At 32.0% G+C, this 24197-nt stretch carries 20 protein-coding genes; 17 read left to right on the forward strand and 3 right to left on the reverse strand.

Annotation, left to right across the window (positions count from 1 at the left end; genetic code table 11):
- The first annotated feature begins 44 nt into the window (after nucleotides 1-44).
- The 3 genes from I6U51_RS22670 (at nucleotide 45) to I6U51_RS22680 (ending at nucleotide 4550) form a co-directional block, all read left to right on the forward strand.
- On the forward strand, nucleotides 45-554 hold the full coding sequence (locus I6U51_RS22670; protein ID WP_211144829.1) for a QueT transporter family protein: 510 nt from the start codon (nucleotides 45-47) through the stop codon (nucleotides 552-554).
- Between the two features lie 430 nt (nucleotides 555-984).
- Entirely contained in the window at nucleotides 985-2700 is a 1716-nt protein-coding gene (locus tag I6U51_RS22675) for an ABC transporter ATP-binding protein (protein ID WP_211144830.1), read from the forward strand.
- Between the two features lie 11 nt (nucleotides 2701-2711).
- A complete protein-coding gene (locus tag I6U51_RS22680; protein WP_211144831.1) occupies nucleotides 2712-4550 on the forward strand; it encodes an ABC transporter ATP-binding protein in 1839 nt (612 codons plus the stop codon).
- 53 nt (nucleotides 4551-4603) lie between these two features.
- Here the strand turns inward: I6U51_RS22680 and bioB are convergent, their stop codons facing one another.
- Nucleotides 4604-5587, reverse strand: a complete 984-nt coding sequence (bioB, locus tag I6U51_RS22685; protein WP_211144832.1) for a biotin synthase BioB — start codon at nucleotides 5585-5587, stop codon at nucleotides 4604-4606.
- Nucleotides 5588-5604: 17 nt separating this feature from the next.
- Complete coding sequence (locus tag I6U51_RS22690; RefSeq protein ID WP_211144929.1) at nucleotides 5605-6159, reverse strand: biotin transporter BioY; 555 nt, start codon at nucleotides 6157-6159, stop codon at nucleotides 5605-5607.
- A gap of 331 nt (nucleotides 6160-6490) precedes the next feature.
- Between I6U51_RS22690 and I6U51_RS22695 the strand changes: the two genes are divergently transcribed.
- From I6U51_RS22695 to I6U51_RS22710, 4 genes are all read left to right on the forward strand, one after another.
- A complete protein-coding gene (locus I6U51_RS22695) occupies nucleotides 6491-7495 on the forward strand; it encodes a DUF4352 domain-containing protein (protein WP_211144833.1) in 1005 nt (334 codons plus the stop codon).
- Nucleotides 7496-7633: 138 nt separating this feature from the next.
- Nucleotides 7634-9133 carry a YjjI family glycine radical enzyme gene (locus tag I6U51_RS22700; protein WP_211144834.1) on the forward strand — a complete coding sequence of 500 codons (1500 nt, stop codon included), beginning with the start codon at nucleotides 7634-7636 and terminating at the stop codon, nucleotides 9131-9133.
- Nucleotides 9126-9962, forward strand: coding sequence for a YjjW family glycine radical enzyme activase (locus I6U51_RS22705; protein ID WP_211144835.1), 837 nt, complete (start codon nucleotides 9126-9128; stop codon nucleotides 9960-9962). Before I6U51_RS22700 ends, I6U51_RS22705 begins: the two co-directional genes overlap by 8 nt.
- A 114-nt stretch (nucleotides 9963-10076) precedes the next feature.
- Nucleotides 10077-10571, forward strand: coding sequence for a dihydrofolate reductase (locus I6U51_RS22710; RefSeq protein ID WP_211144836.1), 495 nt, complete (start codon nucleotides 10077-10079; stop codon nucleotides 10569-10571).
- A gap of 278 nt (nucleotides 10572-10849) precedes the next feature.
- Here the strand turns inward: I6U51_RS22710 and I6U51_RS22715 are convergent, their stop codons facing one another.
- The gene (locus tag I6U51_RS22715; RefSeq protein ID WP_211144837.1) at nucleotides 10850-11068 is read right to left on the reverse strand and encodes a heavy-metal-associated domain-containing protein; all 219 of its coding nucleotides are present in this window, start codon (nucleotides 11066-11068) and stop codon (nucleotides 10850-10852) included.
- A gap of 442 nt (nucleotides 11069-11510) precedes the next feature.
- Here I6U51_RS22715 and I6U51_RS22720 point away from each other — a divergent pair, with 442 nt between their 5' ends.
- From I6U51_RS22720 to I6U51_RS22765, 10 genes are all read left to right on the forward strand, one after another.
- Nucleotides 11511-13031: a hypothetical protein gene (locus I6U51_RS22720; RefSeq protein WP_211144838.1), complete on the forward strand. Its 1521-nt coding sequence runs from the start codon at nucleotides 11511-11513 to the stop codon at nucleotides 13029-13031.
- A 118-nt stretch (nucleotides 13032-13149) separates the two neighbouring features.
- Nucleotides 13150-14325, forward strand: a complete 1176-nt coding sequence (locus I6U51_RS22725) for an iron-containing alcohol dehydrogenase (protein WP_211144839.1) — start codon at nucleotides 13150-13152, stop codon at nucleotides 14323-14325.
- A 340-nt stretch (nucleotides 14326-14665) separates the two neighbouring features.
- The gene (locus I6U51_RS22730; RefSeq protein WP_211144840.1) at nucleotides 14666-15760 is read left to right on the forward strand and encodes a PfkB family carbohydrate kinase; all 1095 of its coding nucleotides are present in this window, start codon (nucleotides 14666-14668) and stop codon (nucleotides 15758-15760) included.
- Complete coding sequence (locus tag I6U51_RS22735; protein ID WP_211144841.1) at nucleotides 15754-16665, forward strand: pseudouridine-5'-phosphate glycosidase; 912 nt, start codon at nucleotides 15754-15756, stop codon at nucleotides 16663-16665. The genes I6U51_RS22730 and I6U51_RS22735 overlap by 7 nt, the downstream gene beginning before the upstream one ends.
- 235 nt (nucleotides 16666-16900) lie before the next feature.
- Entirely contained in the window at nucleotides 16901-17491 is a 591-nt protein-coding gene (locus I6U51_RS22740) for an ECF transporter S component (RefSeq protein WP_211144842.1), read from the forward strand.
- A 173-nt stretch (nucleotides 17492-17664) separates the two neighbouring features.
- Nucleotides 17665-18453 carry an IclR family transcriptional regulator domain-containing protein gene (locus I6U51_RS22745; RefSeq protein WP_211144843.1) on the forward strand — a complete coding sequence of 263 codons (789 nt, stop codon included), beginning with the start codon at nucleotides 17665-17667 and terminating at the stop codon, nucleotides 18451-18453.
- A 514-nt stretch (nucleotides 18454-18967) separates the two neighbouring features.
- Nucleotides 18968-19804 (forward strand): 3-methyl-2-oxobutanoate hydroxymethyltransferase, encoded by an 837-nt coding sequence (gene panB, locus I6U51_RS22750; protein WP_211144844.1) that lies wholly within the window; start codon nucleotides 18968-18970, stop codon nucleotides 19802-19804.
- 79 nt (nucleotides 19805-19883) lie between these two features.
- A complete protein-coding gene (locus tag I6U51_RS22755; RefSeq protein ID WP_211144845.1) occupies nucleotides 19884-20795 on the forward strand; it encodes a ketopantoate reductase family protein in 912 nt (303 codons plus the stop codon).
- A 66-nt stretch (nucleotides 20796-20861) separates the two neighbouring features.
- Nucleotides 20862-22319 carry a sodium:solute symporter family protein gene (locus I6U51_RS22760; RefSeq protein ID WP_211144846.1) on the forward strand — a complete coding sequence of 486 codons (1458 nt, stop codon included), beginning with the start codon at nucleotides 20862-20864 and terminating at the stop codon, nucleotides 22317-22319.
- Between the two features lie 24 nt (nucleotides 22320-22343).
- Nucleotides 22344-23993 (forward strand): amidohydrolase, encoded by a 1650-nt coding sequence (locus I6U51_RS22765; RefSeq protein ID WP_211144847.1) that lies wholly within the window; start codon nucleotides 22344-22346, stop codon nucleotides 23991-23993.
- The last annotated feature ends 204 nt before the right edge of the window (nucleotides 23994-24197 follow it).

A 24197-nucleotide genomic window follows, 5' to 3' on the forward strand; every position in this document is an offset into this window, starting at 1 on the left:
CTAGGCGGTCAGTTAGTTTTTATATAGTTAAAAGGAGAGTCAATATGCAAATTAATGTTGTTAAAGATAAAAATATATCTTCTATAAAAAAATTAGTCATTTCTGGGCTTGTTATCGGAATGTATGTAATAGTTATGTATTTTACACAAAGTTTTGCCTTTGGACAGTATCAAATTAGAATTGCCACTTCATTATATGCATTAGGTGGAATATTTCCATTTTTAATTGTACCAATGGGAATAGCAAACCTTATTAGCAACACACTAATGGGGGGACTTGGAATTTTTGATATGGTCGGTGGAGCAGCAGTTGGAATATTGGCTTCAGGACTTGCTTATTTGATTAAGAAACTTAATCTAAATGACTGGTTTGTAACACTTCCTATAGTTTTTATACCAGGACTTGTAGTTCCAATTTGGCTATCACTTTTAATACATGTTCCATATAAAGTACTAGCTATAAGCATATGTATAGGGCAAATTATTCCTGCAATAGTAGGGGTATTATTATTAAAACAATTAAGAAAAGTTTTATCCGATTGCTACCATTGCTAACACCTCCATTCTTTGTATGAAACTCCTTCTCCTATTGTCGAAGGAGTAAGCGATTCGCACTAAATCAGCACGCTGTGTAAGCGATCATCTCAAAATCATAGATTTTGGATGCCTGCTTAAGATTTAGGCTCTCTGCTTAACTGGGGGATAAGCACTGCTACGCGCCTGGATAAGTTCTTCTAAGGTTCAGATGGAGAAAGTCATCCTTATAAGCAACTCCATCTGAACCTAAGAATCACTTGATAAGATTATAGGTAATTAAAGCCTGTAGACAAGATTTGTTGTTTACAGGCTTTAATTATTTGATAGTAAATTTATTCTTATGTTTGTTTGCTACCTGGCACCAATTGGAATATAATTAACTTAAATATTATGCAAGGTAGGTGACAGGGTGGCAGGAAGAGTAAAAAATTTTATATTTAAAAATAGAATGAGATATGCAAAGGGAGCAATGGCTCTACTTTTAATAAATATTCTACAAGTTTCTATTCCAAGAATTACCGGGGAAATTATAGATGGTATTCAAACTGGAAGTATAAATGCTAACAATGTTGGCATGTACTCATCTATTATAGTAATTATTGCAATATCTATTTTTGTATTAAACTACTTAAGCAGGCTACAGATAACAGGTGCATCAATATTATTTCAATACGAAACTACAAATGCAATATTTAAACATTTAGAAAAGCTTTCTATGAGTTTCTTTAACAAAAACAGTGTTGGAGAACTGATGGCACTTTCAGTAAACGATGTTAATGCAGTACGTTTAGCTTTAGGTAGAGGTGTTAACTTAATTATAGATACATTTTTCCTTATGCTTCTAAGTATAATAGCTATGGGAAAAACTATAAATATGAAACTCACGATCATGGCTTTTTTACCTATACCAATTTTAATAGTTGTAGTAGCAAAGTTTGGGATTGTAATAAATAATAGATTTAAAAAAGTACAAGAATCTTTTGCTAGTTTAACTGAAAAAGTCCAGGAAAATATCGCAGGTATTAGAGTTATAAAAACCTTTGTACAGGAAAAAGAGGAAATTGAGAATTTCAAGATAATAAATGTAAGAAATTATGAGACAAACATACAACTGGTTAAGGTTTGGGGAGTATTTTATCCTTTAATTGAATTTTTAAGTGCTGTTTCTTATTTGATTGTATTGGTTTATGGTTCTTCTTTAGTATTAAAAAAACAAATAACTATAGGAGATTTTATTGCTGTAAACAGCTATATAGGAGTTTTAATTAGACCTATAAAGTTTATAGGAAGAATTGTTAATATAGTTCAAAGAGGAGAGGCATCAAAAGGTAGAATAGAGAAATTGTTTAATGAAAAACCTGAAGTACATGATAAATCAGATTTTAAAAATAAGTTTGATAATCTTAAACTTAGCGGAAAAGTAGTTTTTAAAAACTTAACTTTTTCATATAGTAAGGAGTCTAAACCTGTACTAAAAAATATAGATTTAACTTTAGAGCCTGGAAAAACTGTAGCCATTGTTGGAAAGGTTGGAAGTGGGAAGTCCACCTTAGCAAATTTAATTTTAAGATTGTACAATCCTCAAGAGAAAGGACAGCTTATAATGGACAATATGGACATTACAGAAATACCTGTTAAGGTTCTCCGAGATAACATAGGATATGTACCTCAGGATAATTTTTTATTCTCTGAGTCAATAAAATATAATATAGCTTTTTCTCAAAGAGATTATACTATAAAACAAATAGAGGATGCAGCAAAGATAAGTCAGGTATATGATAATATAATGGACTTTCCAGATAAATTTGATACTATGCTTGGTGAAAGCGGTGTAAATATATCTGGTGGTCAAAAACAGAGGATATCCATTGCTAGGGCTATAATAAAAAAACCTTCTATAATTGTATTAGATGATTGTTTATCAGCAGTTGATACAGAGACAGAAAAAAATATATTGGATGGATTAAAATATATTATAAAAGATTGTTCATGCCTGATTATATCTCACAGAGTTTCTAGTATAAAACATGCAGATGAGATTATTGTACTAGACAAAGGAAGCATAGTAGAAAGAGGTGCTCATGCAGATCTTATGAAAATAGGTGGGTTATATCACAGAATGTATGAAAAACAGATATTGCAGGAGAGATCTGAAAATTACTAAGGAGGATGTTTATGCCTAGAGGTTTCGGCGGCGGGGGATTTTCACAAGGTTCTTCGGGAAAAAGATTTAGAACTGATGAAAAAAATTATAAAAAAGGTGATAGAGAATCAACAAAAAAGTTAATAAAATATGTAGGTCCTTATTGGAAGTATTTTTTGCTGTCGCTCACTTTAATCCTTGTAGTATCAGCTGCTCAGCTAGCAAGACCTTATATTGTAAAAATAGTAATTGATGATTATATAAGAAAAGGCTTATCAGGTGCTTTAACAGCAAATCAATGTGAAGCAGGAATAAAATTCTTAGGTTTAATTTATCTTGTACTTATGCTTATAGAATTTATTTTAAGTTACTTTCAAACTTATATTTTGGAGCGTACAGCTAAAAAAATAATTATGAATTTGAGGCAGCAAGTTTTTAGTCATATACAAAAGCTTCCTATATCCTATTTCGATAAAAACCCGATTGGGAAAATAGTGACAAGGGTTACCAATGATACAGATTCTTTAAATGATATGTTTACAGATGTAGTAATAGGTTTTTTGCAGAATGTATTTATTATGATAGGAATAGTATTAGTTATGATAAGTTTGGACTTAAAGCTTACTGTAATATGTCTTTTAGTTACGCCGTTAATGTTTGGAGTTACACTTTTATTTAAAAAAAGAGCAAGAAGAATTTTTGGTGAAATAAGAAATAAATTATCCTCTATAAACGGCTTTTTATCAGAACATATATCTGGTATGAAAATTATTCAGATATTTAACATGGAGAACAAAAAATACAATGAGTTTCAAAATATAAATGAAGAATATTACAATGCAAACTTAAAGCAAATCATACTTTTTGGTGTCTTTAGACCCTTCATGGATGTAGTAAAAACCTTATCATTAGCACTTATATTATTTTATGGAGGTACAAGGCTCATTAAAGGAACTATAGAAGTAGGAACTCTTTATGCTTTCATTAATTACATAAATAGATTATTTCAACCTATTATTGAGCTTACGGACCAATATAACACATATCAAAGCTCCATGGTTTCTTCTGAAAGAATATTTGGTATACTAGATGAGAAAATTGAGGACCAGCATAGCGATGGATGTAATTTAAATAAGGCAAAAGGAGAAATTGAATTTAAAAATGTGTGGTTTGCTTATGAATCTGAAAACTGGATTTTAAAGAATCTTTCTTTTAAAATATTGCCTGGACAATCTGTTTCTTTTGTAGGAGCTACAGGAGCGGGGAAAACAAGTATTATAAACTTGCTTTGCGGTTTTTATGAAAATCAGAAAGGTGAAATACTTATTGATGGCATAAATATAAAAGATATAAAAACTGAGGAGCTGAGAAGAAATATAGGATTAGTACTTCAAGATGTATTTTTATTTGCAGGAGACATTGAAACTAATATAAAGTTATTTAATAAAGAAATATCATTAGAAGATGTGAAAAAAGCTGCCCAACATGTAAATGCAGATTATTTTATAGAAAACTTTGATGATGGATATAAGCATAAGATTAATGAAAAAGGAACAACCCTTTCGATGGGACAAAGACAGCTTATTTCTTTTGCTAGAGCATTGGTTTTTAATACGTCAATTTTAGTTATGGATGAGGCTACCTCAAATATTGATACAGAAACAGAGACAATAATTCAAGAGGCTTTAGAAAAGCTTATGAAAAACAGAACTACTATTGCAGTAGCGCACAGACTATCAACTATAAAGAAGTCTGATACTGTTATTGTTTTGCATAAAGGAGAAATAAAAGAAATAGGAAACCATAAGGAACTTATGGCCAAAAAAGGTTTTTATTATAGTCTTTACAAACTGCAGTATGAGAACTTATAATAAACCAGGTGTTAATTTAAATATATTTAATCTTTTATTCTTGCACTTACTTTTTAGTAAGTGCGTTTTTTTATACCTACCTCTAATCCTAAGTTTTCTATCATTTTTATATCCTCTGCAATTTTATTCCCAGAAGTAGTTAGATAATTTCCGGTGATAGTAGCATTGGCACCTACTTTAAAGCAGTTTACTCCAAAGCCCTCTAAAAGATTTCTTCCACCAGCTAATCTAATATAAGCCTTAGGATTTATAAATCTAAAAATGGCTATGGTTTTTAATATTTCCTCCTGAGCTAATGGATGGGTATTTTCTAAAGGTGTACCTTTTATAGGATTCAGCAGATTAACAGGAATAGAGTGTATTTCTAAATTTTGAAGTTCTAAAGCTAGTTTTATCCTGTCCTCCATGCTTTCACCCATGCCTATAATTCCACCAGAACAGATCTTTAAGCCTGACTTTTTTGCATTATTTATAGTCTCTATTCTTTCGTCATAAGTATGGGTTGTACATATTTTTTCATAGTATTCTCTGCTGCTTTCTAGATTATGATGGTACATTGAGATTCCTGTCTTTTTTAATTCTACAAGTTCTTCATAACCTATTATTCCTAAAGAGGCACAAAGCTTTATTTTCACATTTTCTTTAAGGAATTTATATATGCCTACGGCTTTTTTAAAGTCCTCCCCCTGTAGCCCTCTGCCACTAGTAACAAGGGAAAATCTATTTACTCCTTCTTTTTCATTTTCCACTGCCAACTTTAAAGCCTCTTTTTCATCTACTAGGCTGTATTCTTCTACACTAGTATGGTAGTGGGCTGACTGAGCGCAATATTTGCAGTCCTCAGAACATCTTCCTGATTTTGCATTCATAATTGAACATAAATCCACTTTTATTCCATTAAATTTATTACGGATTCTATCTGCTGCTTTAAATAGTTCTTCTATATCTTTTACTTTAGAAAGCAGAAGAGCTTCTTCAAAATTAACCTTTCCTCCTTCATTTATCTTCTTTTCTAATTTTAAGACTATACTTTCCATTCTATTCTCTCCTACATTTAATTTAATGTCAGTCTACTTTTTTTAGCAAAGGCTGCTACTTTTATAGCAGTTACTGCTACAACTAAGCTTAAGAATAAATCACCACCTATGCATACTGTAAATCCATAAAATATTGCCCATTCTACATTTTTGATTTGTCCTAAATATAAATTGTAGATTAGGTATAAATATGAAACGCCAAATAAATATACGAAAAATAATCCTGATAGAGTAGCTAATAGTGCTTTTATTAAATTTAGTTCTTTTATTTTTTCTGTTATTTTTCCAATTACATAAGCCGCTACAATAAAACCTATTAGATATCCAAAGGTTGGCTTAAAAATATATCCCGATCCGCCTCCCTCTGTAAATGCAGGAACTCCTATTAGTCCAACCAAAACGTAGACTATCTGTGATATAGCTCTTAGTTTTGAACCTAAGAGTATTCCAGCAAAAGCACAAAACAAAAATTGAAGAGTAAATGGTACATAGGGAATTGGAATTCTAATAAAGGCGCCTATAGCTGTTAGAGCTGCGAACAGTGATACTAGAATTAATTCTCTAGTTTCCATTTTCATAGATAATGGCCTCCTATTACGTAACTATTGTTAACTGATTTTTTAAATAGTTGTTAACAATTAAATGATACAAAACATAATAAATTTTGTCAATTAAATATTAGTCTATTAGTAAGTTTGGGTAAGTTCTTAATTTGAAAAATGAAATTAGGATTTAAAGAAGTCCTTGCATCAGTAGAAATGACAATATCAAGATAGGATGACTTTTAAAGTTATATCTGAATAAGAAAGAATATGTAATAATTATTAAGAAGTTAAGGAAAAATATAAGTAATACGTGGAAAATATATGAAAATTACTTTGATGATGCATTAAGGAGGAAAATATGAGGGAGAAAATTAGAAAACTATTGTGCATTTCAACTTGTTTAATAGTAGTATTATCTCTAATCGGTTGTGCTGTGAAGCCAGATACCACAATAAATAACTTTTTTGATGCACTTAAAAAATCTGATATTCAAACAGCCTCAAAGTATTTATCGAGAAATGATTCAGCAAGTGTAGGAGGTTTAAAGTTTGATAGACCTGAATATGAGAGACTTGCTAAACTAATATTTTCAAAATTAAGTTATCAAGTAATATCATCAAATACTTCTGGGGATACAGCCATAGCTAAAACAAAGATTACCTCACCAGATTTGAATAAAATCAGTGGAAAAATGGTAACAGATATATTCCCAGGCTTGTATAGCAAAGCGTTAAATGGTGAGCAAATGACACAGGACAATATAAATCAGTTAATAGAGCAGTACTACACTAAGAATCTCAATGAATCTTCAGTTCCTACTGTTACCAACGACGTGGATATAAAACTTGTTAAAAATAAAGATAAAAATATGTGGCTTATAGAACCAAATGAAAATTTAGCAAATACAATGACAGGAAATTTATTTAAAGCATTTAATCCTATGACAATAAATAATAGTACTAGTATCAGCAAAAATTCAGAAGGAAAAATATATGGAATTAATGAGGAGGCCAGGATAGGCAGTACTTCTATTATAATAACTAACTTTCAAAAGTCTTTTGGAGATGATTATATAAAATCAGGGCAGGGGAATGAATTTATAATAGTTACCTTAAAGGAAAAAAACATCGGAAGTGGTAATATAGACTATAATGAAGCATTTTATCAGCTTCAAAATTCAAAAGGACAGATAAAAAGCCCAGCTCCAAAGGGCTTTAATAGAAGACTGGACTCAGGAAGTTTGGTGCCTGGGGGAGAGGTAGATGGCACAGTAACATTTGAAGTACCTAAGAATGATCCTCAATTAACTCTTATATACAATCAAGCTTCAAAGCCTGTATTAAAATTTAGATTAAATTATTAAAAATAAAGATTTCTCCAGAATTGTATTCTGGAGAAATCTTATTCGCTTAATATTTTGGAAAATAAAGACTTTGCAAAATGCGATAATGACTATAAAATTATAATAAGTAAAAATAATTTTATTTGGAGTTGAAGTAATATGGAAAATACTTTAAATGTAATAAAAGATAAAACGTTAACATATGAGCAAAAGGTTTTAACTCTTGCTCGAGAGGCTGAGGCCAGCCTAAATGTACTGAATATAAGTAAAGAGATACAGGAATTAAGAGATGAGGGGATAATTTGTGACTTAAATGAAGGAAATGCCCCATACAGACCAAGATATATAGTTCCAGATTATGAAAAATTTATGAATCGGGGAAGTGAATTTCTAGGTTTAGAGCCTGCAAAGGATATATGGGAAGCAACTAATAATTTATTGATATTGTACAAGCATGTTCCGTCAATTACTGCTATGCCAGTATATATAGGAAATATTGATACGTTGCTTGATCCATTTATAGATAATGAAGAAGAAGCATACAAGGCAATAAAATTATTTTTATTGCACATAGATAGAACTATAACTGATTCTTTTTGCCATGCTAATATCGGACCTATGGAGACTAAAGCTGGAAGAATAATATTAAAAGTTCAAAGAGAACTTCAAACAGCTATACCTAATATAACTTTAAAGTATAGCAAAGATACTTCCGATGATTTTGCAGCAGATGCAGTAAGTACAGCATTAGTTACAGCAAAGCCAAGCTTTGCAAATCATGAGATGTTTTCTGAAGAATTTAATAAGTATGGTGATTACGGTATTGCAAGTTGTTACAATGGATTATATATAGGGGGAGGAAGTTATACATTAGTTAGACTAAATTTAGCTGGATTATCTAAAAAAGCTAACAGTGTAGAAGAATTTATAAATAATACACTCACAGATGCTATGTCAAAGATGTCAGATTATATTGATGAGAGAATAAAGTTTATTGTAGAGGAAAGCTCATTTTTTGAAAGCAGTTTCTTGGTAAAGGAAGGCTTAATAAGTCAAGATAGATTTTCAGCTATGTTTGGGATGTTTGGATTAGCTGAGTGTGTAAATACTTTACTAAAAGCAGAAGAAAAGAAGGATAGATTTGGACATAGCGAATGTGCTAATAAATTAGGAATTTCAATTATTGATAAAATGTATGAAATAGTGAACAACAGAATAAATCCATACTGTGGTGCAACTGATAATCACTTTTTATTACATGCTCAGGTAGGAATTGAAACAGATAAAGGCACAAGTCCAGGATGCAGAATACCTATTGGTGAGGAGCCAGAACTACCTGTTCACTTATTGCAAAGTGCTAAATTCCATAAATACTTCCCATCAGGCATAGGCGATATATTCCCTTTTGAAATAACAGCAAAAAATAATCCTAGAGCCGTATTGGATATAATAAAAGGTGCCTTTAGAGAAGGAATGAGATATTTCTCCTTATACTCATCAGATAGCGATGTAATAAGAATAACAGGATATCTAGTAAAAAAATCTGATATAGAAAAGTTAAATAGAGGGGAACAGGTACTTCAGGACACAGTAGCCCTTGGACTCGGAGCTGTGAAAAACTCAAGAATACTTGAAAGAAAGGTAAGAGATAATGTCTAAAGGACTAGTAAATAAAATTATTCCTTTTAGTATGGTAGATGGACCAAGAAATAGGATGGCTATATTTTTTCAAGGATGTAATTTTGACTGCCTATATTGCCATAATCCTGAAACAATAAAAAGATGTGCTCAGTGTGGAACCTGCTTATTCAGCTGCAAATTTGGCGCTATATCTATGGTAGGTGACTCAGTGATATGGCAGGAAGAAAAATGCAAGGATTGCGGAGAATGTATTAAGGTATGTAAGAATAGTTGCGGTCCTAAGACAAAAGCAATGAGTGTAGGTGAAATATTACAAGAAGTTATAAAAGTTAAGCCCTTTATTTCAGGGATAACCGTATCAGGAGGAGAATGTACCCTTCAAAATAAATTCTTAGTAGATTTATTTGAAAAGGTAAAAAAGTTAGATCTTACAGTATTTGTTGATACAAATGGATCTACAGACTTTAGTAAGAATAAAGATCTTGTAGATCTAATGGATATGGCAATGTTAGATATAAAATCCTTTGATAGGGATGAACACATAAAGCTAACAGGAAGAGACAATGATATAGTATTAAAAAACGCAGAGTATCTTGCTGGCATAAATAAGTTATACGAGGTTAGAACTGTAATAGTGCCAGGTGTTTTAGATAATTTTAATAATGTAAATGAAATAAGCAAACTTATAGCATCATTAAATCCTGAAATAAGGTATAAGATTATAAAATATAGACCTATTGGAGTACGTACGGATAAAATAGAAGCTGTTCAACCTAATGATGAAATGATGGAAGAGCTTAAGGTTATAGCTAGCAAGAACGGATGTAAAAATATAATTATAGTATAATATGAGGCTGCTGGAAGAAGTGATCCAGCAGCTTTAACTTTATATTGATAAATAAAACATTTAAGAGGTAAAATATATATAATAATAAAGTTGTTTTGAAGCGGAGGAAAGAAAATGCTAAGTTTTGTCGTTGCAATATCAAACAATAATGTTATAGGATTGGATAACAAAATACCTTGGTATTTACCAGATGATCTAAAGAAATTTAAAGAAATTACAACAGGTAAAACTAAGACAATGATTATGGGAAGAAAAACCTTTGAATCTCTTCCGCAGATATTACCAGACAGACATCACGTGGTACTTACAAGAGATAAAAATTATAAGGTGGATGATAACAGAGTTACTATAGTTAATAATGAAGAGGATCTAAAAAAATATATTAAAGATGAAAAAGAATATTTTGTAATAGGTGGAGAAGAAATTTTTTCATTATTATTTCCATATACAAATAAGATGTACATAACTGAAATAGATGCAGACATACAAGGAGATACTTTTTTTCCTAAATATGATGAAAAGGATTGGAAAGTTATTGAACTGAAGAAATGTAAAATTGACGAAGATAACAAATATGAGCACCTATTTAAAACTTTAGAAAGAAAGTAGAAAAAATATGCAGGGAAAGTAACCAGAAAGTTAACTTATACGAAGGGATATGTTTCCAAAGCTGAAGGTAGATTTAAAAACTTTGTGTCAGTCTTAGCGAAGGGTTTTAAGACAACCTTAGAACCTTAGATAGTGTTTGAGCATAGCGAGTTTATCTAAGTTCTTAGGTCGTCTAAAACACAAGCTTTAGACTGGCTAAAAGATTTTAACGGAATGAAGCTTGGAAACATAGCCCGAAGTATAAGTTAACTTTTGGCCTAGCACCCTATATCCAGACTTCATTTTGTATTTTCAGAAGTTATATCATAACCAGTGTGCCTTATGCAGTGTTCTATTTGTCCAGGGTTAGCTGGCTCATTGTATTGTATTTCAATAGTTCCTCTAGCAAGATCTACAGCCACATCTTGAACACCTTCAATTTCGTCCAAGGCATTTTTTACTTTAGTTTTACTTTGAGTTCCTGCTAAGCCAGATACATTATAATGTAGTGTTTTCATAAAGATTCTCCCTTCAGGCATAATAGTATATTTCAAATATAGTATTACAATAAAGAGAAATTTTATCCGGTGACTTACCCGCTCTAACACTCAAAATGAAATTCGAATAAAAATTTTTGAATTCCAAATATAAATTATAGATAAAGGTTAATATACACTTGTAAGAAAATTACGACGTAATTTTTTTAGAGGACAATTGACAGAGGACAGAGGACAGTGAAGGAGAATTTTTCTCCGCTACGCTGCGAAAAATCTTTATTATATATAATGCAATGTTTCGCATTAGCGAAACGAGCTTAAAGATATGATAGTTTTCTGACGTAAGGAAGAAAACTCACCTTCACTGTCCTCTGTCAATTGTCCTCTGTCCTCTATTAAAATTTTGCCTCGCAAAATTTTTAACTTACGAAATAAAGATAGTATAAATGATAGGGGTGATAAAATGCCGGAGAGATACTGGCCTGAAACAGTAATTTTATGGGGTGCGGGAGCTACTAAATCACTTGGATTATATGCAACAAAGGAATTAATACAATTAGTAATAAAAATTAATAAAAATGACTTTTCATTTTTAGAAAATAAGAATGAAAAACTAAAAAATGCTTTTAAAAAACTGGTAATAGAGGATTTAACTAAAGACTCTAAGCTATCAAAAATATATGATTTAAAGGCATTAGCAACTATTATAAATACTAACACTAAATTAAACATGCATGAGCTTTTTACAATGCTAGATCAACTAATAGAGAATGGTATGGGATTCAACGCATTTTGCAATGGCAAAACAGAATTTCTAAGAGTTGAGAGAATTATTGGTGCTAAAAGGTGTCTAATTCTGCTCATTGAAGAACTGGAAAGACTTAGTGTGCAAAGCAGCCCAGGTTATATGGACGAAGAACTTGTAAATCCATACTATCAATTTTCAAAAATTTTGACAGAACTTATGAAAGAAGAAGCTAAGTGCTTTGAAGATAGGGGGTATAAAAGGGATACAAGAAGGTTTTACCTTTACTCCTATGCAATAGTATCCTTTAACTGGGATCCAATACTTCTTTGGAATATTTTTAATGCTCATAAAGAAGAAAATGACAATCCTATGTACATGAAGGATGGATTAAAGCTTAGATTATTTGATGACTTTGGTACTAGAATAGCATCAACGGAGATTGGAAAGGATGAATCGGAAATATGGTATACCTCTGATGAATCTCAATGTAAAAGGGTTAATGATTATAAATATCCATCTAGAATAGTAAGGATAGGAAAAATATTATTCCCTCATGGTGTATTTGGTTCAAGGATATGCCCTGAGTGTGGAAAGTATATAACTACCTTTGGTGCTAAATGGGATAGGCTCTCTACTGAGGTTTTTGGACCATCAGTATTTGGAGGACTTCAGAAAAACTGGAAGTATAAAACCAAGAAAGAGTGTGAATATAGAAGAGGAGCAATTGAATGTCCTTACTGCGGCCAAGTAACTTATCCATATGATATGCCTTTAATAATGCAGACTTTAGCCAAAAAGAGAAGTATACCTCCTTTAGAAGAAATAAAAACTGAAATGGGACTGTTGATGAAAAATGCAAAGCATATTATCTTTGCTGGGTATAGTCTACCTTTTGATGATATTATGGTAAAAACCTTTTTTATGTCTTCTATCTCGGGAAATGATAAAAGCAAATTAAAATGTACTGTGGTAAATTTCGATGAAAATTATTCAAGTGACGTAGAATGGCTAAAAAATGAAGAAATAGAGAAGTATATAAAATCAAATAAAGATAAGTCAGTGGTGGAATGCATAGAGAATGTTTGTGATATATTTAATATTCAAAATGTAAGAATATCTCTTAAGGGTATACCAGATGTATTTATGGAAAATGGAAAGTGTAGTAAAGATAAGATTATTGATTTATTATATCCTAAAGAGTATTTTCAGGAAGGCTTTCCTGTTGAAAGGGATTAAGAAGATAAATTTAGAAGTAACCTTAGAGAAACTATGAAACTAAAAAGTACTGTATTGAAAGGATTTTTTCACAGAAATATAATTAATATAACAAATAAACAAAAGGAGGAATGTAAAAATGTTAAACTTTAATTATGATATTCCAACAAAGGTTTTCTTCGGAAAAGACCAAATAAGTGTTTTAGGAGAGCAAGTAAAGAAATATGGCTCTAAAGTTTTATTAGTGTATGGAGGAGGAAGTATAAAAAAAAGCGGACTATACGATAGAGTTGTAGAAATACTTAATAACGCAAATATACAATTTTTAGAGCTATCAGGGGTAGAGCCTAACCCTAGGATTACAAGTGTAAGAAAAGGAGCAGAGCTTTGTAAGGAAAATAACATAGATTTTATTTTAGCTGTAGGCGCAGGAAGTGTAATTGACTGTGCAAAGGTTATTGCTGCAGCTAATTACTATGATGGAGATCCATGGGATTTCTTAACTAGAAAAGCGCCAATACAGAAGGTGCTGCCTATTGGTACAATACTTACGCTTGCAGCAACAGGTTCAGAAATGGATCCATTTGCGGTAATAAGTAATTTAGATACAAATGAAAAACTAGCAACAGCACATCCAGATATGTCACCAAAATTTTCAATCTTAGATCCAACATATACTTTTACTGTTCCAGCTAGTCAAACGGCAGCAGGAACAGCGGATATAATGAGCCATATTTATGAAAACTATTTTAGTAATACTAAATCTGCTTACCTTCAAAGCAGAATGGCAGAAGCAATGCTTAAGACCTGTATAAAATATGGTCCTATAGCATATAAGGAACCTGAGAACTATGAGGCAAGAGCAAATTTAATGTGGACTTCAAGTTTGGCAATTAACGGTTTAATAAGCTATGGTAAGGAAACTGAATGGTCTGTGCATGCTATGGAGCATGAATTAAGTGCATTCTACGATATAACTCATGGTGTTGGTTTGGCATTGTTAACTCCTTACTGGATGAAATACATCTTAAATGATGATACAGTAGATGGCTTTGTTGAGTACGGAGTTAACGTTTGGGGAATTGATTCAGAAGGAGATAAATTTGAAATAGCTAACAAGGCTATTGATATGACAAGAGAGTTTTTTGTATCTCTAGGTTTACCAACAAAGCTCCAAGAGATTGGGATAGATAGAGAAAATCTAGAAACAATGGCTAAAGGTGCAGTAAGATATGGTGAGATAGGTAACTTTAGAAAACTAAATGCTGAGGATGTTCTAAAAATCTTTGAATCAGCACTATCAAGTGATTCTTAGGTTAGGATGGAATTTGCTTATAAGGATGACTTTCTTCATCTGAACCTTAGCAGAACTTATCCAGGCGCGTAGCAGTGATTATCCCCCACTTTGATAGAAGATGGGGGTGTTAGCAATGGTAGCGATCGGATAAAAATAAAGCTGAAGAAACTTTAAAATTGAGTGGTTGAATAACATAGCTGGCTTACAGGAAAACTAACTATGAAATTGCTCTGATAAGTTTTTTCAGCTTTTTATTTTTTATGGTTGCAAAATATATTACATTATGTTAATATAAACATAAGTTAAGTTAATAAGCAAAAGTTAAGAAAATAAGATATTTAACATTGAGGGGAATTTTATGACTAATAGAGAAGAAGAAATTTTAAAGCTAATTAAACAAAATCCAATGATAGCACAGAAAGAGCTTTCTGATGCTTTAGGTATTACCCGTTCTTCTGCTGCAGTGCATATAACAAACTTGATGAAGAAGGGATATATAAAGGGCAAAGGCTATATATTGAATGAAGAACCCTATGTTTGTATTGTAGGTGGTGCGAACATTGATATTCAAGGCTTTCCTAATCAGAAGCTGATTACTAAGGATTCTAATCCTGGAGTAGTTAAAATATCTCTCGGTGGTGTAGGTAGAAATATAGGTGAAAATCTTAAAAAGCTTGGATCAGAAGTTAAACTCATTACGGCTTTAGGAGATGATGTATACGGAAGTAAGATACTAGATGAAGCAAGAGCTATAGGAATGGATATGCAGCACTCTTTAATACTTGAAGGACAATCTACTTCTACTTATCTATGTATACTTGATGAAGAGGGAGATATGCATGCAGCTATTGCATATATGGATATTTTTGAAGGCATGACAGCGGAGTTTATACAAAAGAAGAAACATGTAATAGAAAACTCCAGTATATGTGTTGTAGATACAAATATTCCTGAAGAAACTATAGAACATATTGTTACAAGCAATAGAGACACAGAATTTTTTCTAGATACAGTATCTACGTCAAAAGCAAAAAAGGTAAAAAATATTATTGGTAATTTCCATACTATTAAGCCAAATAAGATTGAAGCTGAAATTCTTTCAGGTATAGAAATAAAAAGTAACGATGATTTAAAAAGATGTGGAGAGTATTTCTTAAACCAAGGCATAAAAAGAGTATTTATTACATTAGGGGAAGAAGGGGTTTACTATAATGACGGCATAGATGAAAATATAGTAAAAACACCAAGAATTAAGGTAGTAAATGCAACAGGTGCAGGAGATGCATTTGTAGCAGGACTTGTTTATGGTAAAACTAAAGATTTTACAATAGATTATTCAGTAAGATTTGCTATGAGCGCTTCTATATTAGCTCTGTCTCATAGTAATACAATAAATCCTAATATGTCACATGAAAATGTAATTAAAAAAATGGAGGAGTTAAAATTATGTTAGAAAAATACTTAGATATAAAACCAGAGGTAAAAAAGGCATTGGAAGAAGGAAAGCCAGTAGTAGCATTAGAGTCTACTATAATATCACATGGTATGCCATATCCTAAAAATGTTGAAACAGCAAAAAAAGTTGAACAAATACTAAGAGATAAAGGCGTTATGCCAGCAACAATTGCTATACTAGATGGAAAATTAAAAGTAGGAATAAATGATGAAGAGCTTGAACACTTAGGAAAAAGCCAAAATGTGCTTAAGACAAGTAGAAGAGATATACCATTTATAGTTGCTAAGAAACTAGATGGAGCAACTACAGTAGCAACTACAATGATAATAGCTGCACTTGCAGGAATAAAAGTCTTTGCTACTGGTGGTATTGGAGGAGTTCACAGAGGAGCGCAAGAAACTTTTGATATATCAGCTGACCTTCAAGAGTTAGCTCATACAAATGTGGCAGTAGTTTGTGCTGGTGCAAAATCAATCTTAGATTTAGGTTTAACTTTGGAATATCTAGAAACTAACGGGGTACCTGTAATAGGATTCGGCACAGAAGAATTGCCAGCATTCTATACTAGAAAAAGCGGTTTTAAAGTAGACTATAGAGTTGATTCTGCTAAAGAGATAGCAGATACAATAAAAGCAAAATGGGATTTAGGTCTAAATGGAGGACTTGTAATTACAAATCCAATTCCAGAAGAAGATGAAATGGACTATGATACAATAACTAAAGCAATTGAAGATGCAGTAAAAGAAGCTGAAGAAAAAGGAATAAAAGGTAAGGAATCAACCCCTTTCTTACTTGCTAAAATAAAAGAAATAACAGGCGGAAATAGCTTAGAATCAAATATTAAGCTTGTTTACAATAATGCAAAACTTGCTGCTGATGTAGCTTTAGAATTATCTAAATAATGACGGTGATTGTGCTTTAAAATCAATTAAAGCACAATCATTTTTTTATTTTTATAATTGTTAAAATTGACGTTTAATTTAGTATTTTTATGTAATTTAGATTAATTGTTTACATATTGAAATTTTTATTTTAAGTGATAAAATTAAAATGTCGGTATTCGTATGAAACTGAACATCTATTTTATTAAAACTATTCCGAATTATATCCAAAGTAGGAATAAGAACGGAGGAAACTATGGAAAGAGGATTAAGAACGACAACAAGATTTAACACAAGACAAATCACTACAATTGGAATGCTATCAGCAATATCAATTGTACTAGGAGTAACTGGATTAGGGTTTATACCTATTCCACCGGTAAAGGCTACTATAATGCATATTCCTGTTATTATAGGAGCTATTTTAGAGGGGCCTGTAGTAGGGGCTATGGTTGGCTTGATATTTGGTATTTTCAGTATTGTACAAGCTATAACTACTCCAACACCAGTATCATTTATATTTTTGAACCCTCTGGTATCAGTACTTCCTAGAGTACTTATAGCATTAACGTCTTATTATACGTATAAGGCTATAAAAACTAACTTTAAGGTACTAAACATGTCTGTTGCAGCAGCAATAGGTTCACTGACTAATACTTGCGGAGTTCTAGGAATGATTTATTTACTATACTTAGAACCATATGCAAAAGCACTGCATTTAAGTACTAGTGCTGCTCAAAAAGGTATAATTACAATTGCTGCAGCTAATGGTATTCCAGAAGCGATAATATCTACAATAATAACAGTTTCAGTCGTAACTGCTGTTAATAAAATAAGACGCAAATAAGAAAATTACCCTATAAATTTAGCTTTAGTCTAAATTTATAGGGTTTTTATAATTTATTAGAAATATAAATACATTTAAGATTCGTTTTCAAATTTATAATCAATTCTGATATGGAAAAATATGTATAAAACATGATATAATTAATTAAAATTTGTACTTTGGAGGACGCTATAGTGGAAAGTATAGAAAATGATAATTCAAAACAGAGCTATTATATAAACTCTTTAATTAAATCTTTCGGGGTGCTAGAAATTTTATCTGAATATGATGAGATGAGTATTTTAGAATTAAGCAAGGCTTCGGGGTTAGGAAAGAGTTCGATTCACAGAATATTAGGCACCTTTAAACACATGGGATATGTGAATCAAAATAATATAAATGGGAAATATTATGCAACGATAAAGCTGTTTGAGCTGGGAAATAAAGTGGCAAATAGAATGCCTTTAAGAAAAGTAGCACGACCTTTTTTGGAAGAGTTATTCGAGTTGTGCCATGAGACTGTAAACATAGGAATATTAGATAAGTACGATGTTGTATATCTAGATAAAATAATTACAAAGGAGCCTCTAAGAATAGAGTTAGATATAGGTAGAAGGGTACCTGCCTTTTGTAGTGCTATGGGAAAAGCTATATTAGCTTTTAATGAGAATATTTCTATATCAGAACTACAACTTAGAAAGATTACAGATACTACTATAGACACCTATGAGGAACTGGAAAATCAGTTAAAACAAATAAGAAATCAAGGTTATGCAATAGACAACGAAGAGTATATTAAAGGACTTACATGTATATCTGTGCCGATGAAGGTTGATGACAATATGTCTTATGTTGCTTTAAGTATAGCATCGCCAAGTGCTAGAATAACTGAAGAAAAAAAACAGATATATACACAGTTATTGCGAAATACCGCTGATAAAATAATAAATGCGCTAGGAGCTTGGGGTAAACACTGCATTTAAATATAAAGCTCAAGAACTGCTGATAAATTGCATATCAGCAGTTTTTTTATTTTATATTAATACATATCCATATAGAAGTACTAGGCCGAAAGTTAACTTATACCCCGGGATATGTTTCCAAAGCTTCAATCCGTTAAAAACTTTTAGCCAATCTAAAGCTTAAGTTTTAGACGACCTAAGACTTAGATAAACTCGCTACGCTCAGACACTATCTAAGTTCTAAGGTTGTCTTAAAACTCTTCGCTAAGATTGGCACAAAGTTTTTAAATCTACCTTCAGCCTTTGGAAACATATCCCTTTATATAAGTTAACTTTCTAGTTAGTTTCTCTATAGAAAAGAGATATTTAAATATAAATAGACTTTATAAAATTTATTTAATTAATTTAAAGTTTGAAGAAAATGTAAAATAATTAGTAATTTTTGTATTATTAAAAGCATATTAATATACCAATGTGAGATTAATTCTGCTATACAGAATTTTATTCCATAATATAGAATTTAGGAGGGAAGAAGATGACAAAACAAAAAGTAGCTATACCAAGCTTTAAGGATATGAAAAAAGAGGGTAAAAAGATAAGAATGGTTACAGCCTATGACTACCATACTGCGGCACTAGTAGATCAGGCTGATATTGAAATGATATTGGTTGGCGACTCATTGGCTATGGTTATGTTAGGATATGATTCTACAGTTGGAGTTACAATGGAAGATATGATTCATCATATTAAGCCTGTAGTTAAAGGTGCACCAAATACCATAATAATTGGTGATATGCCATTTGGTTCATATAACGTTAGTTGTGAACAAGCTGTTATAAATGCCACTCGTCTTATGAAAGAAGGTGGTTGTGATTGCATAAAATTAGAAGGTGGGTTAGCTGTAGCAGACAAGGTAGAAGCTATTGTTAAGGCTGGTATTCCAGTAATAGGTCATATAGGACTTACGCCACAAACCAGTTCTCAGTTAGGTGGATTTAAGGTTCAAGGAAAAAATATTGAAGATGCTAAAAGAATAGTAGAAGAGGCAAAGGCATTAGAGAAAGCTGGAGCATTTATGGTGGTAATAGAATGTGTCCCATCTGCTATAGGAAAGCTGATATCTGGAAGTATAGGTATACCAACAATTGGTATAGGCGCAGGACCAGATTGTGATGGTCAAGTGCTTGTAACTCATGACATGATGGGTATGTACGGAAAGTTTACACCTAAATTTGTGAAAAAATATGCTAATTTAAGTGAAATAATTATTAATGCATTTAATCAATATTCTGAAGAAGTACAGAGTGGAAGTTTTCCAGATGAAAAGTATAGTTTTGGAATGAAAGAAGAAATTCTAAAGAAGTTATATTAAATAACACTTTAGCAATATAAAGCTAAATTATTGTGCTGATATATCAGCACAATAATTTAAAATCGGAGGGGTATCATTTATGAAAATAGCCATAATAGGTGCTGGTGCTATGGGAAGTTTATATGGGGGATATCTTTCAAGAGCCGGAGAAGATGTATACTTAGTAGATATTTGGCAATCGCATATAGATGAAATAAATAGTAATGGTTTGATAATAAAAGAAGGAGAAGAGGAAATCGTAGTATATCCTAAAGCTTTTTCTAAGGCAGAAGAAATAGGATCTGTTGATTTGGCAATCATTTTTGTGAAATCTATATTAACAGAAAAGGCGCTAGCAAATAATAAAGCAATTTTGGGAAGCAACACTTTAGTGATGAGTTTACAAAATGGTTATGGCAATATTGAACAAATAGAAAAGTATGTTAAAAGTGAAAATATAATAGCAGGAACTACTGCACACGGGGCTACTATGCTTGGGCCTGGCAATATCAAGCATGCAGGAAATGGAGTTACACATATAGGATGGTTGAAGAATAATAAAAATAATAGCATAGAGCAAATTGCTGCAGCTTTAAAAAGAGCTGGTTTTGATACTAATATTTCAGATAATGTAATGGAGCTTATATGGTCAAAGCTTATAGTTAATGTAGGAATTAATGCCCTCACTGCCATACTAGAAGTAGAAAATGGAAAATTGTTAGATATTGATGAAACGAAATATCTTATGAAATTAGCTGTGGAAGAGGCAATAGATGTAGCAGAAGCTTTAGGGGTTAAGTTTAATAGAGATGAAACAATAGAGAAGGTTATGCAGGTTGCCTACAATACAGCAGAAAATAAATCCTCAATGCTTCAGGATATTTTAAATAAAAGAAAGACTGAAATAGAAACGATAAATGGCGCAATTGTTAGGGAGGGAATAAAACATTTTGTAAAAACTCCAGTAAATACTGTACTACTTAATCTTATAAAAGCAAAAGAAGTTACTTAAATTATGAAAATTCAAGGATAAATGAGCATACTAAAAAATTAAAAGATTATAGAAAGGAGTTTTTGTATGAACGGATATATTATAGCAATTGCATTATATTGTATAGCACTGATATTAATAAGTATATTTGTTTCTAAATATGTAAAGGGTGGGAATGATTTTATAGTAGCTGGAAGAAAGTTTAACTCTGGATTACTATTTGCTACATTAATAGGTGGAAATATTGGAGCAGGATCTACAGTTGGTATTACTGGATTAGCATATACATCAGGTATATCAGCAGTTTGGTGGATGATAATGTCAGGTTTAGGAAGTATAGTTCTTGCATTTATAGTGGGTCCTAAAATTTGGGAATTATCTATGAAATATAATTTGCTTACTGCTGGTGACTTTTTAGATAGAAGATATTCCAAAAAGTTTAAAGGTGCTTTTTCTACTATGATGGCAATAGGGACTCTAGCCTTATTTGCTGGTCAACTTATGGGCGTTGCATGGATATTAAATGTTATTGCTGGTGTACCTAAGGTCACTGGAATAATTATTGGTGCAATAGTTGTTACTGTATATTTTGCATTCGGAGGAATAGTATCAGCTGCATATGTAGGGATATTGAAATTAGTAGTAGTTTTAACAGGATTTATAATTGCTGTGCCTTTTGCACTAAGTCATGTTGGGGGATTAGGCGGATTACACACATTGGTAGCAGCAAATTTAGGAAGTGTGGCTAAAACAAATAGTTATTTCAGCTTTTTTGGACTAGGTGCAACTGTTATAATAGGATACTTTTTTATGTTAACTCCTTCATTTTTCATATCACCTGGCTTAATTGGAATAGTATTTGGATCTAAAGATACAGCAACTGTGAGAAAGGGTACAACATATAATGCAATAGTTCAATTCATTTTTGCTTTCATTCCTGCAATACTTGGCATGTGTACTTTTGCACTGTTTCCACATTTAACTGTTCAGGACTTGGCATTACCTACAGCAATGAAAGAATTACTGCCTTTCTGGGTATCAGCAATAGCTTTGGCAGCGGTTTTTGCCGCTGAAATAAGTACGGCAGATACAGTTTTATATATGCTAACTACATCTTTTACAAATGACATATATAAGACCTTTATAAAACCTAAGACTACTGATACTGAATTATTAAGAATGAGCAGATATGTTACTTTTGTTTCCGGAATTCTTGGAGTTGGGATGGCATTACTACTTCCTAACATTATAACAGCACTTTCAATTTTTTATACATTAATGTCTGTATCTCTTACAGCACCGTTACTTTTTGGTATATTTTCAAATCGTCCTACAGCAGCAGCAGCTTCGGTTTCAGCAATATCTGGTGTAGCACTTACAATAATATTAACATTTGGATATAAGGTAAAGCTTTTTGGAGTCCTAAATGCCCAAAGTACCGGGATTCTTTTATCAATAGTAATTATGATTATAATTATGTATGTATTCCCAGCAAAAGCATTTAAGGATGGCAAAAAAGAAATAGAGATGAATGTATCAGAATAAAAATATTTACTTGGAGGTTTAATAATGATTTTTGATTATTCGTATGCTGATTATGCTTTTAAGAATGGAAGAGTAATAACAGTGAACGAAAGAGATGAGATTGTTGAAGCAGTGGCCGTAAAAGGCAATAGAATAGTGTATGTAGGAGATACCGCAGGATTAGAAAAAATTATTGATAATAACACCAAGGTTATTGACCTTAAAGGGCGCGCTTTGGCTCCTGGATTTATTGATACACATTACCATCCTATTTTAAACGGATTCTTTGGAAACACAGAAGATGCTGCAATTATAAATACTGGATATCCTAATTGCAAATCCATTAAGGATATTATTAAGTTAATTAAAAAAGCTGCTGCGAAGAGAAAGCCTGGCGAATGGATTTCTATGATGGGTTATGACCAAAATAGAGTTGAAGAAAAGAGACACATTACAATAGAAGAAATGGATGAAGCTGCTCCAAATAATCCTGTACAGTGCATGAGGATGTGCGGACATATTTGTATGTATAACACAGCTGCACTTAATTCAGTCGGTATATATACACCTGAAGATGCAAAAAAGTTTGCACAGGACGAGGTTGTAGTTGAAAATGGCAAATTAACCGGTATGGTTAAAGACCATTCACATTTTTATCTTTGGAGTAAGGTTATTTATACTGAGGAGCAGCAGAAGGCTGCTGCTATGAGGTCAAATGATTTGCTCCTTAGAAATGGAATAACTTCCGTTCATGATGCAGGGGAATGTGATAAGCCTTCTTATCATATTATGCAGAGCCTTTGCAGATCCGGAGAATTTAAGGTTAGAGAGTATATGATGCTTCATAGTATCTTTGGGAAACCTGTTTCTCTTGAGGACAACGAACACTTCCTTTCACTAGGGCTTCAAAGTGGACTAGGAGACGAACATTTTAAAATTGGTACTTGTAAGTTTATGATAGACGGAGGAACAAGTGGACCTTCCTGCGCAACAAGAGAACCTTACTGTCATGATCCTGATATGCCTGGCATACTTGGGTGGAAAAGAGAGGAAGTAGCTGAATATATAAAAAAGATTAATGAGGCTGAGTGCCAGGCATCAGCACATGCCGTTGGTGATTTGGCTATCGAATTTATGGTGGAAGGTTATGAAAAAGCTTTCAAAACAAATCCGAGACCTGAAGCTAGACATAGAATTGAACACTGTGCTATTGTAGATCAGGACCTTATCAATAGAATGTCTAAGTTAAACATTTGTCCTAGTACAAACCCTGGAATGATAGCTTGGAATGGAAGAAATTATACCAAGTTCTACGGTGACAGAATGAAATATTTTATAGCATTGAGAAGCATGATTGATGCAGGTGTTATGGTTTCAATCGGAAGCGATGCACCATCAGGACCTGTAGAATCAATGTCTATATTAGATGCCTGTGTAAATAGAACTGACAGGGTAACAAATGAGCCAGTGGATCAGGCTCAGAAAATCACTATATTGGAAGCAATTAGACTGTATACTTACAATGGAGCTTACTCCAGCTATGAAGAAAAGATTAAAGGCAGCATTGAAGTTGGTAAATTAGCTGATATGGTTGTTCTCTCTGAGGATATTATATCATACCATCAGGATAAGATACTTGATATTAAAGTTGATATGACTATTATTGACGGAAAAATTGAGTATGAAAGAAAATAGATTTGACTAATAAAAACCTCGTAAATTTTTGCGAGGTTTTTTTATTTATCCAATTTAGAAACAACTTGTTGTATTTTATTATTAGTTAAAAGGTAATATTTAAAATGCTCAAATCATATAAATATATAGGCGTAAATATATTCTGCTATAGTAAATTAAGTTCTACCATACAGAATGATTCGGGAGGTGTGTATAGGTATATAA

This window comes from Clostridium aciditolerans (genome assembly GCF_016316925.1).
In the GTDB taxonomy this organism is placed as follows: Bacteria; Bacillota; Clostridia; order Clostridiales; family Clostridiaceae; genus Clostridium_AM; species Clostridium_AM aciditolerans.

Coding starts and splice junctions, on each gene's coding strand:
- I6U51_RS22670 (WP_211144829.1), top strand. CDS start 45: ATGCAAATTAATGTTGTTAAAGATAAAAATATATCTTCTATAAAAAAA.
- I6U51_RS22675 (WP_211144830.1), top strand. CDS start 985: ATGAGATATGCAAAGGGAGCAATGGCTCTACTTTTAATAAATATTCTA.
- I6U51_RS22680 (WP_211144831.1), top strand. CDS start 2,712: ATGCCTAGAGGTTTCGGCGGCGGGGGATTTTCACAAGGTTCTTCGGGA.
- bioB (WP_211144832.1), bottom strand. CDS start 5,587: ATGGAAAGTATAGTCTTAAAATTAGAAAAGAAGATAAATGAAGGAGGA.
- I6U51_RS22690 (WP_211144929.1), bottom strand. CDS start 6,159: ATGGAAACTAGAGAATTAATTCTAGTATCACTGTTCGCAGCTCTAACA.
- I6U51_RS22695 (WP_211144833.1), top strand. CDS start 6,491: ATGAGGGAGAAAATTAGAAAACTATTGTGCATTTCAACTTGTTTAATA.
- I6U51_RS22700 (WP_211144834.1), top strand. CDS start 7,634: ATGGAAAATACTTTAAATGTAATAAAAGATAAAACGTTAACATATGAG.
- I6U51_RS22705 (WP_211144835.1), top strand. CDS start 9,126: ATGTCTAAAGGACTAGTAAATAAAATTATTCCTTTTAGTATGGTAGAT.
- I6U51_RS22710 (WP_211144836.1), top strand. CDS start 10,077: ATGCTAAGTTTTGTCGTTGCAATATCAAACAATAATGTTATAGGATTG.
- I6U51_RS22715 (WP_211144837.1), bottom strand. CDS start 11,068: ATGAAAACACTACATTATAATGTATCTGGCTTAGCAGGAACTCAAAGT.
- I6U51_RS22720 (WP_211144838.1), top strand. CDS start 11,511: ATGCCGGAGAGATACTGGCCTGAAACAGTAATTTTATGGGGTGCGGGA.
- I6U51_RS22725 (WP_211144839.1), top strand. CDS start 13,150: ATGTTAAACTTTAATTATGATATTCCAACAAAGGTTTTCTTCGGAAAA.
- I6U51_RS22730 (WP_211144840.1), top strand. CDS start 14,666: ATGACTAATAGAGAAGAAGAAATTTTAAAGCTAATTAAACAAAATCCA.
- I6U51_RS22735 (WP_211144841.1), top strand. CDS start 15,754: ATGTTAGAAAAATACTTAGATATAAAACCAGAGGTAAAAAAGGCATTG.
- I6U51_RS22740 (WP_211144842.1), top strand. CDS start 16,901: ATGGAAAGAGGATTAAGAACGACAACAAGATTTAACACAAGACAAATC.
- panB (WP_211144844.1), top strand. CDS start 18,968: ATGACAAAACAAAAAGTAGCTATACCAAGCTTTAAGGATATGAAAAAA.
- I6U51_RS22755 (WP_211144845.1), top strand. CDS start 19,884: ATGAAAATAGCCATAATAGGTGCTGGTGCTATGGGAAGTTTATATGGG.
- I6U51_RS22760 (WP_211144846.1), top strand. CDS start 20,862: ATGAACGGATATATTATAGCAATTGCATTATATTGTATAGCACTGATA.
- I6U51_RS22765 (WP_211144847.1), top strand. CDS start 22,344: ATGATTTTTGATTATTCGTATGCTGATTATGCTTTTAAGAATGGAAGA.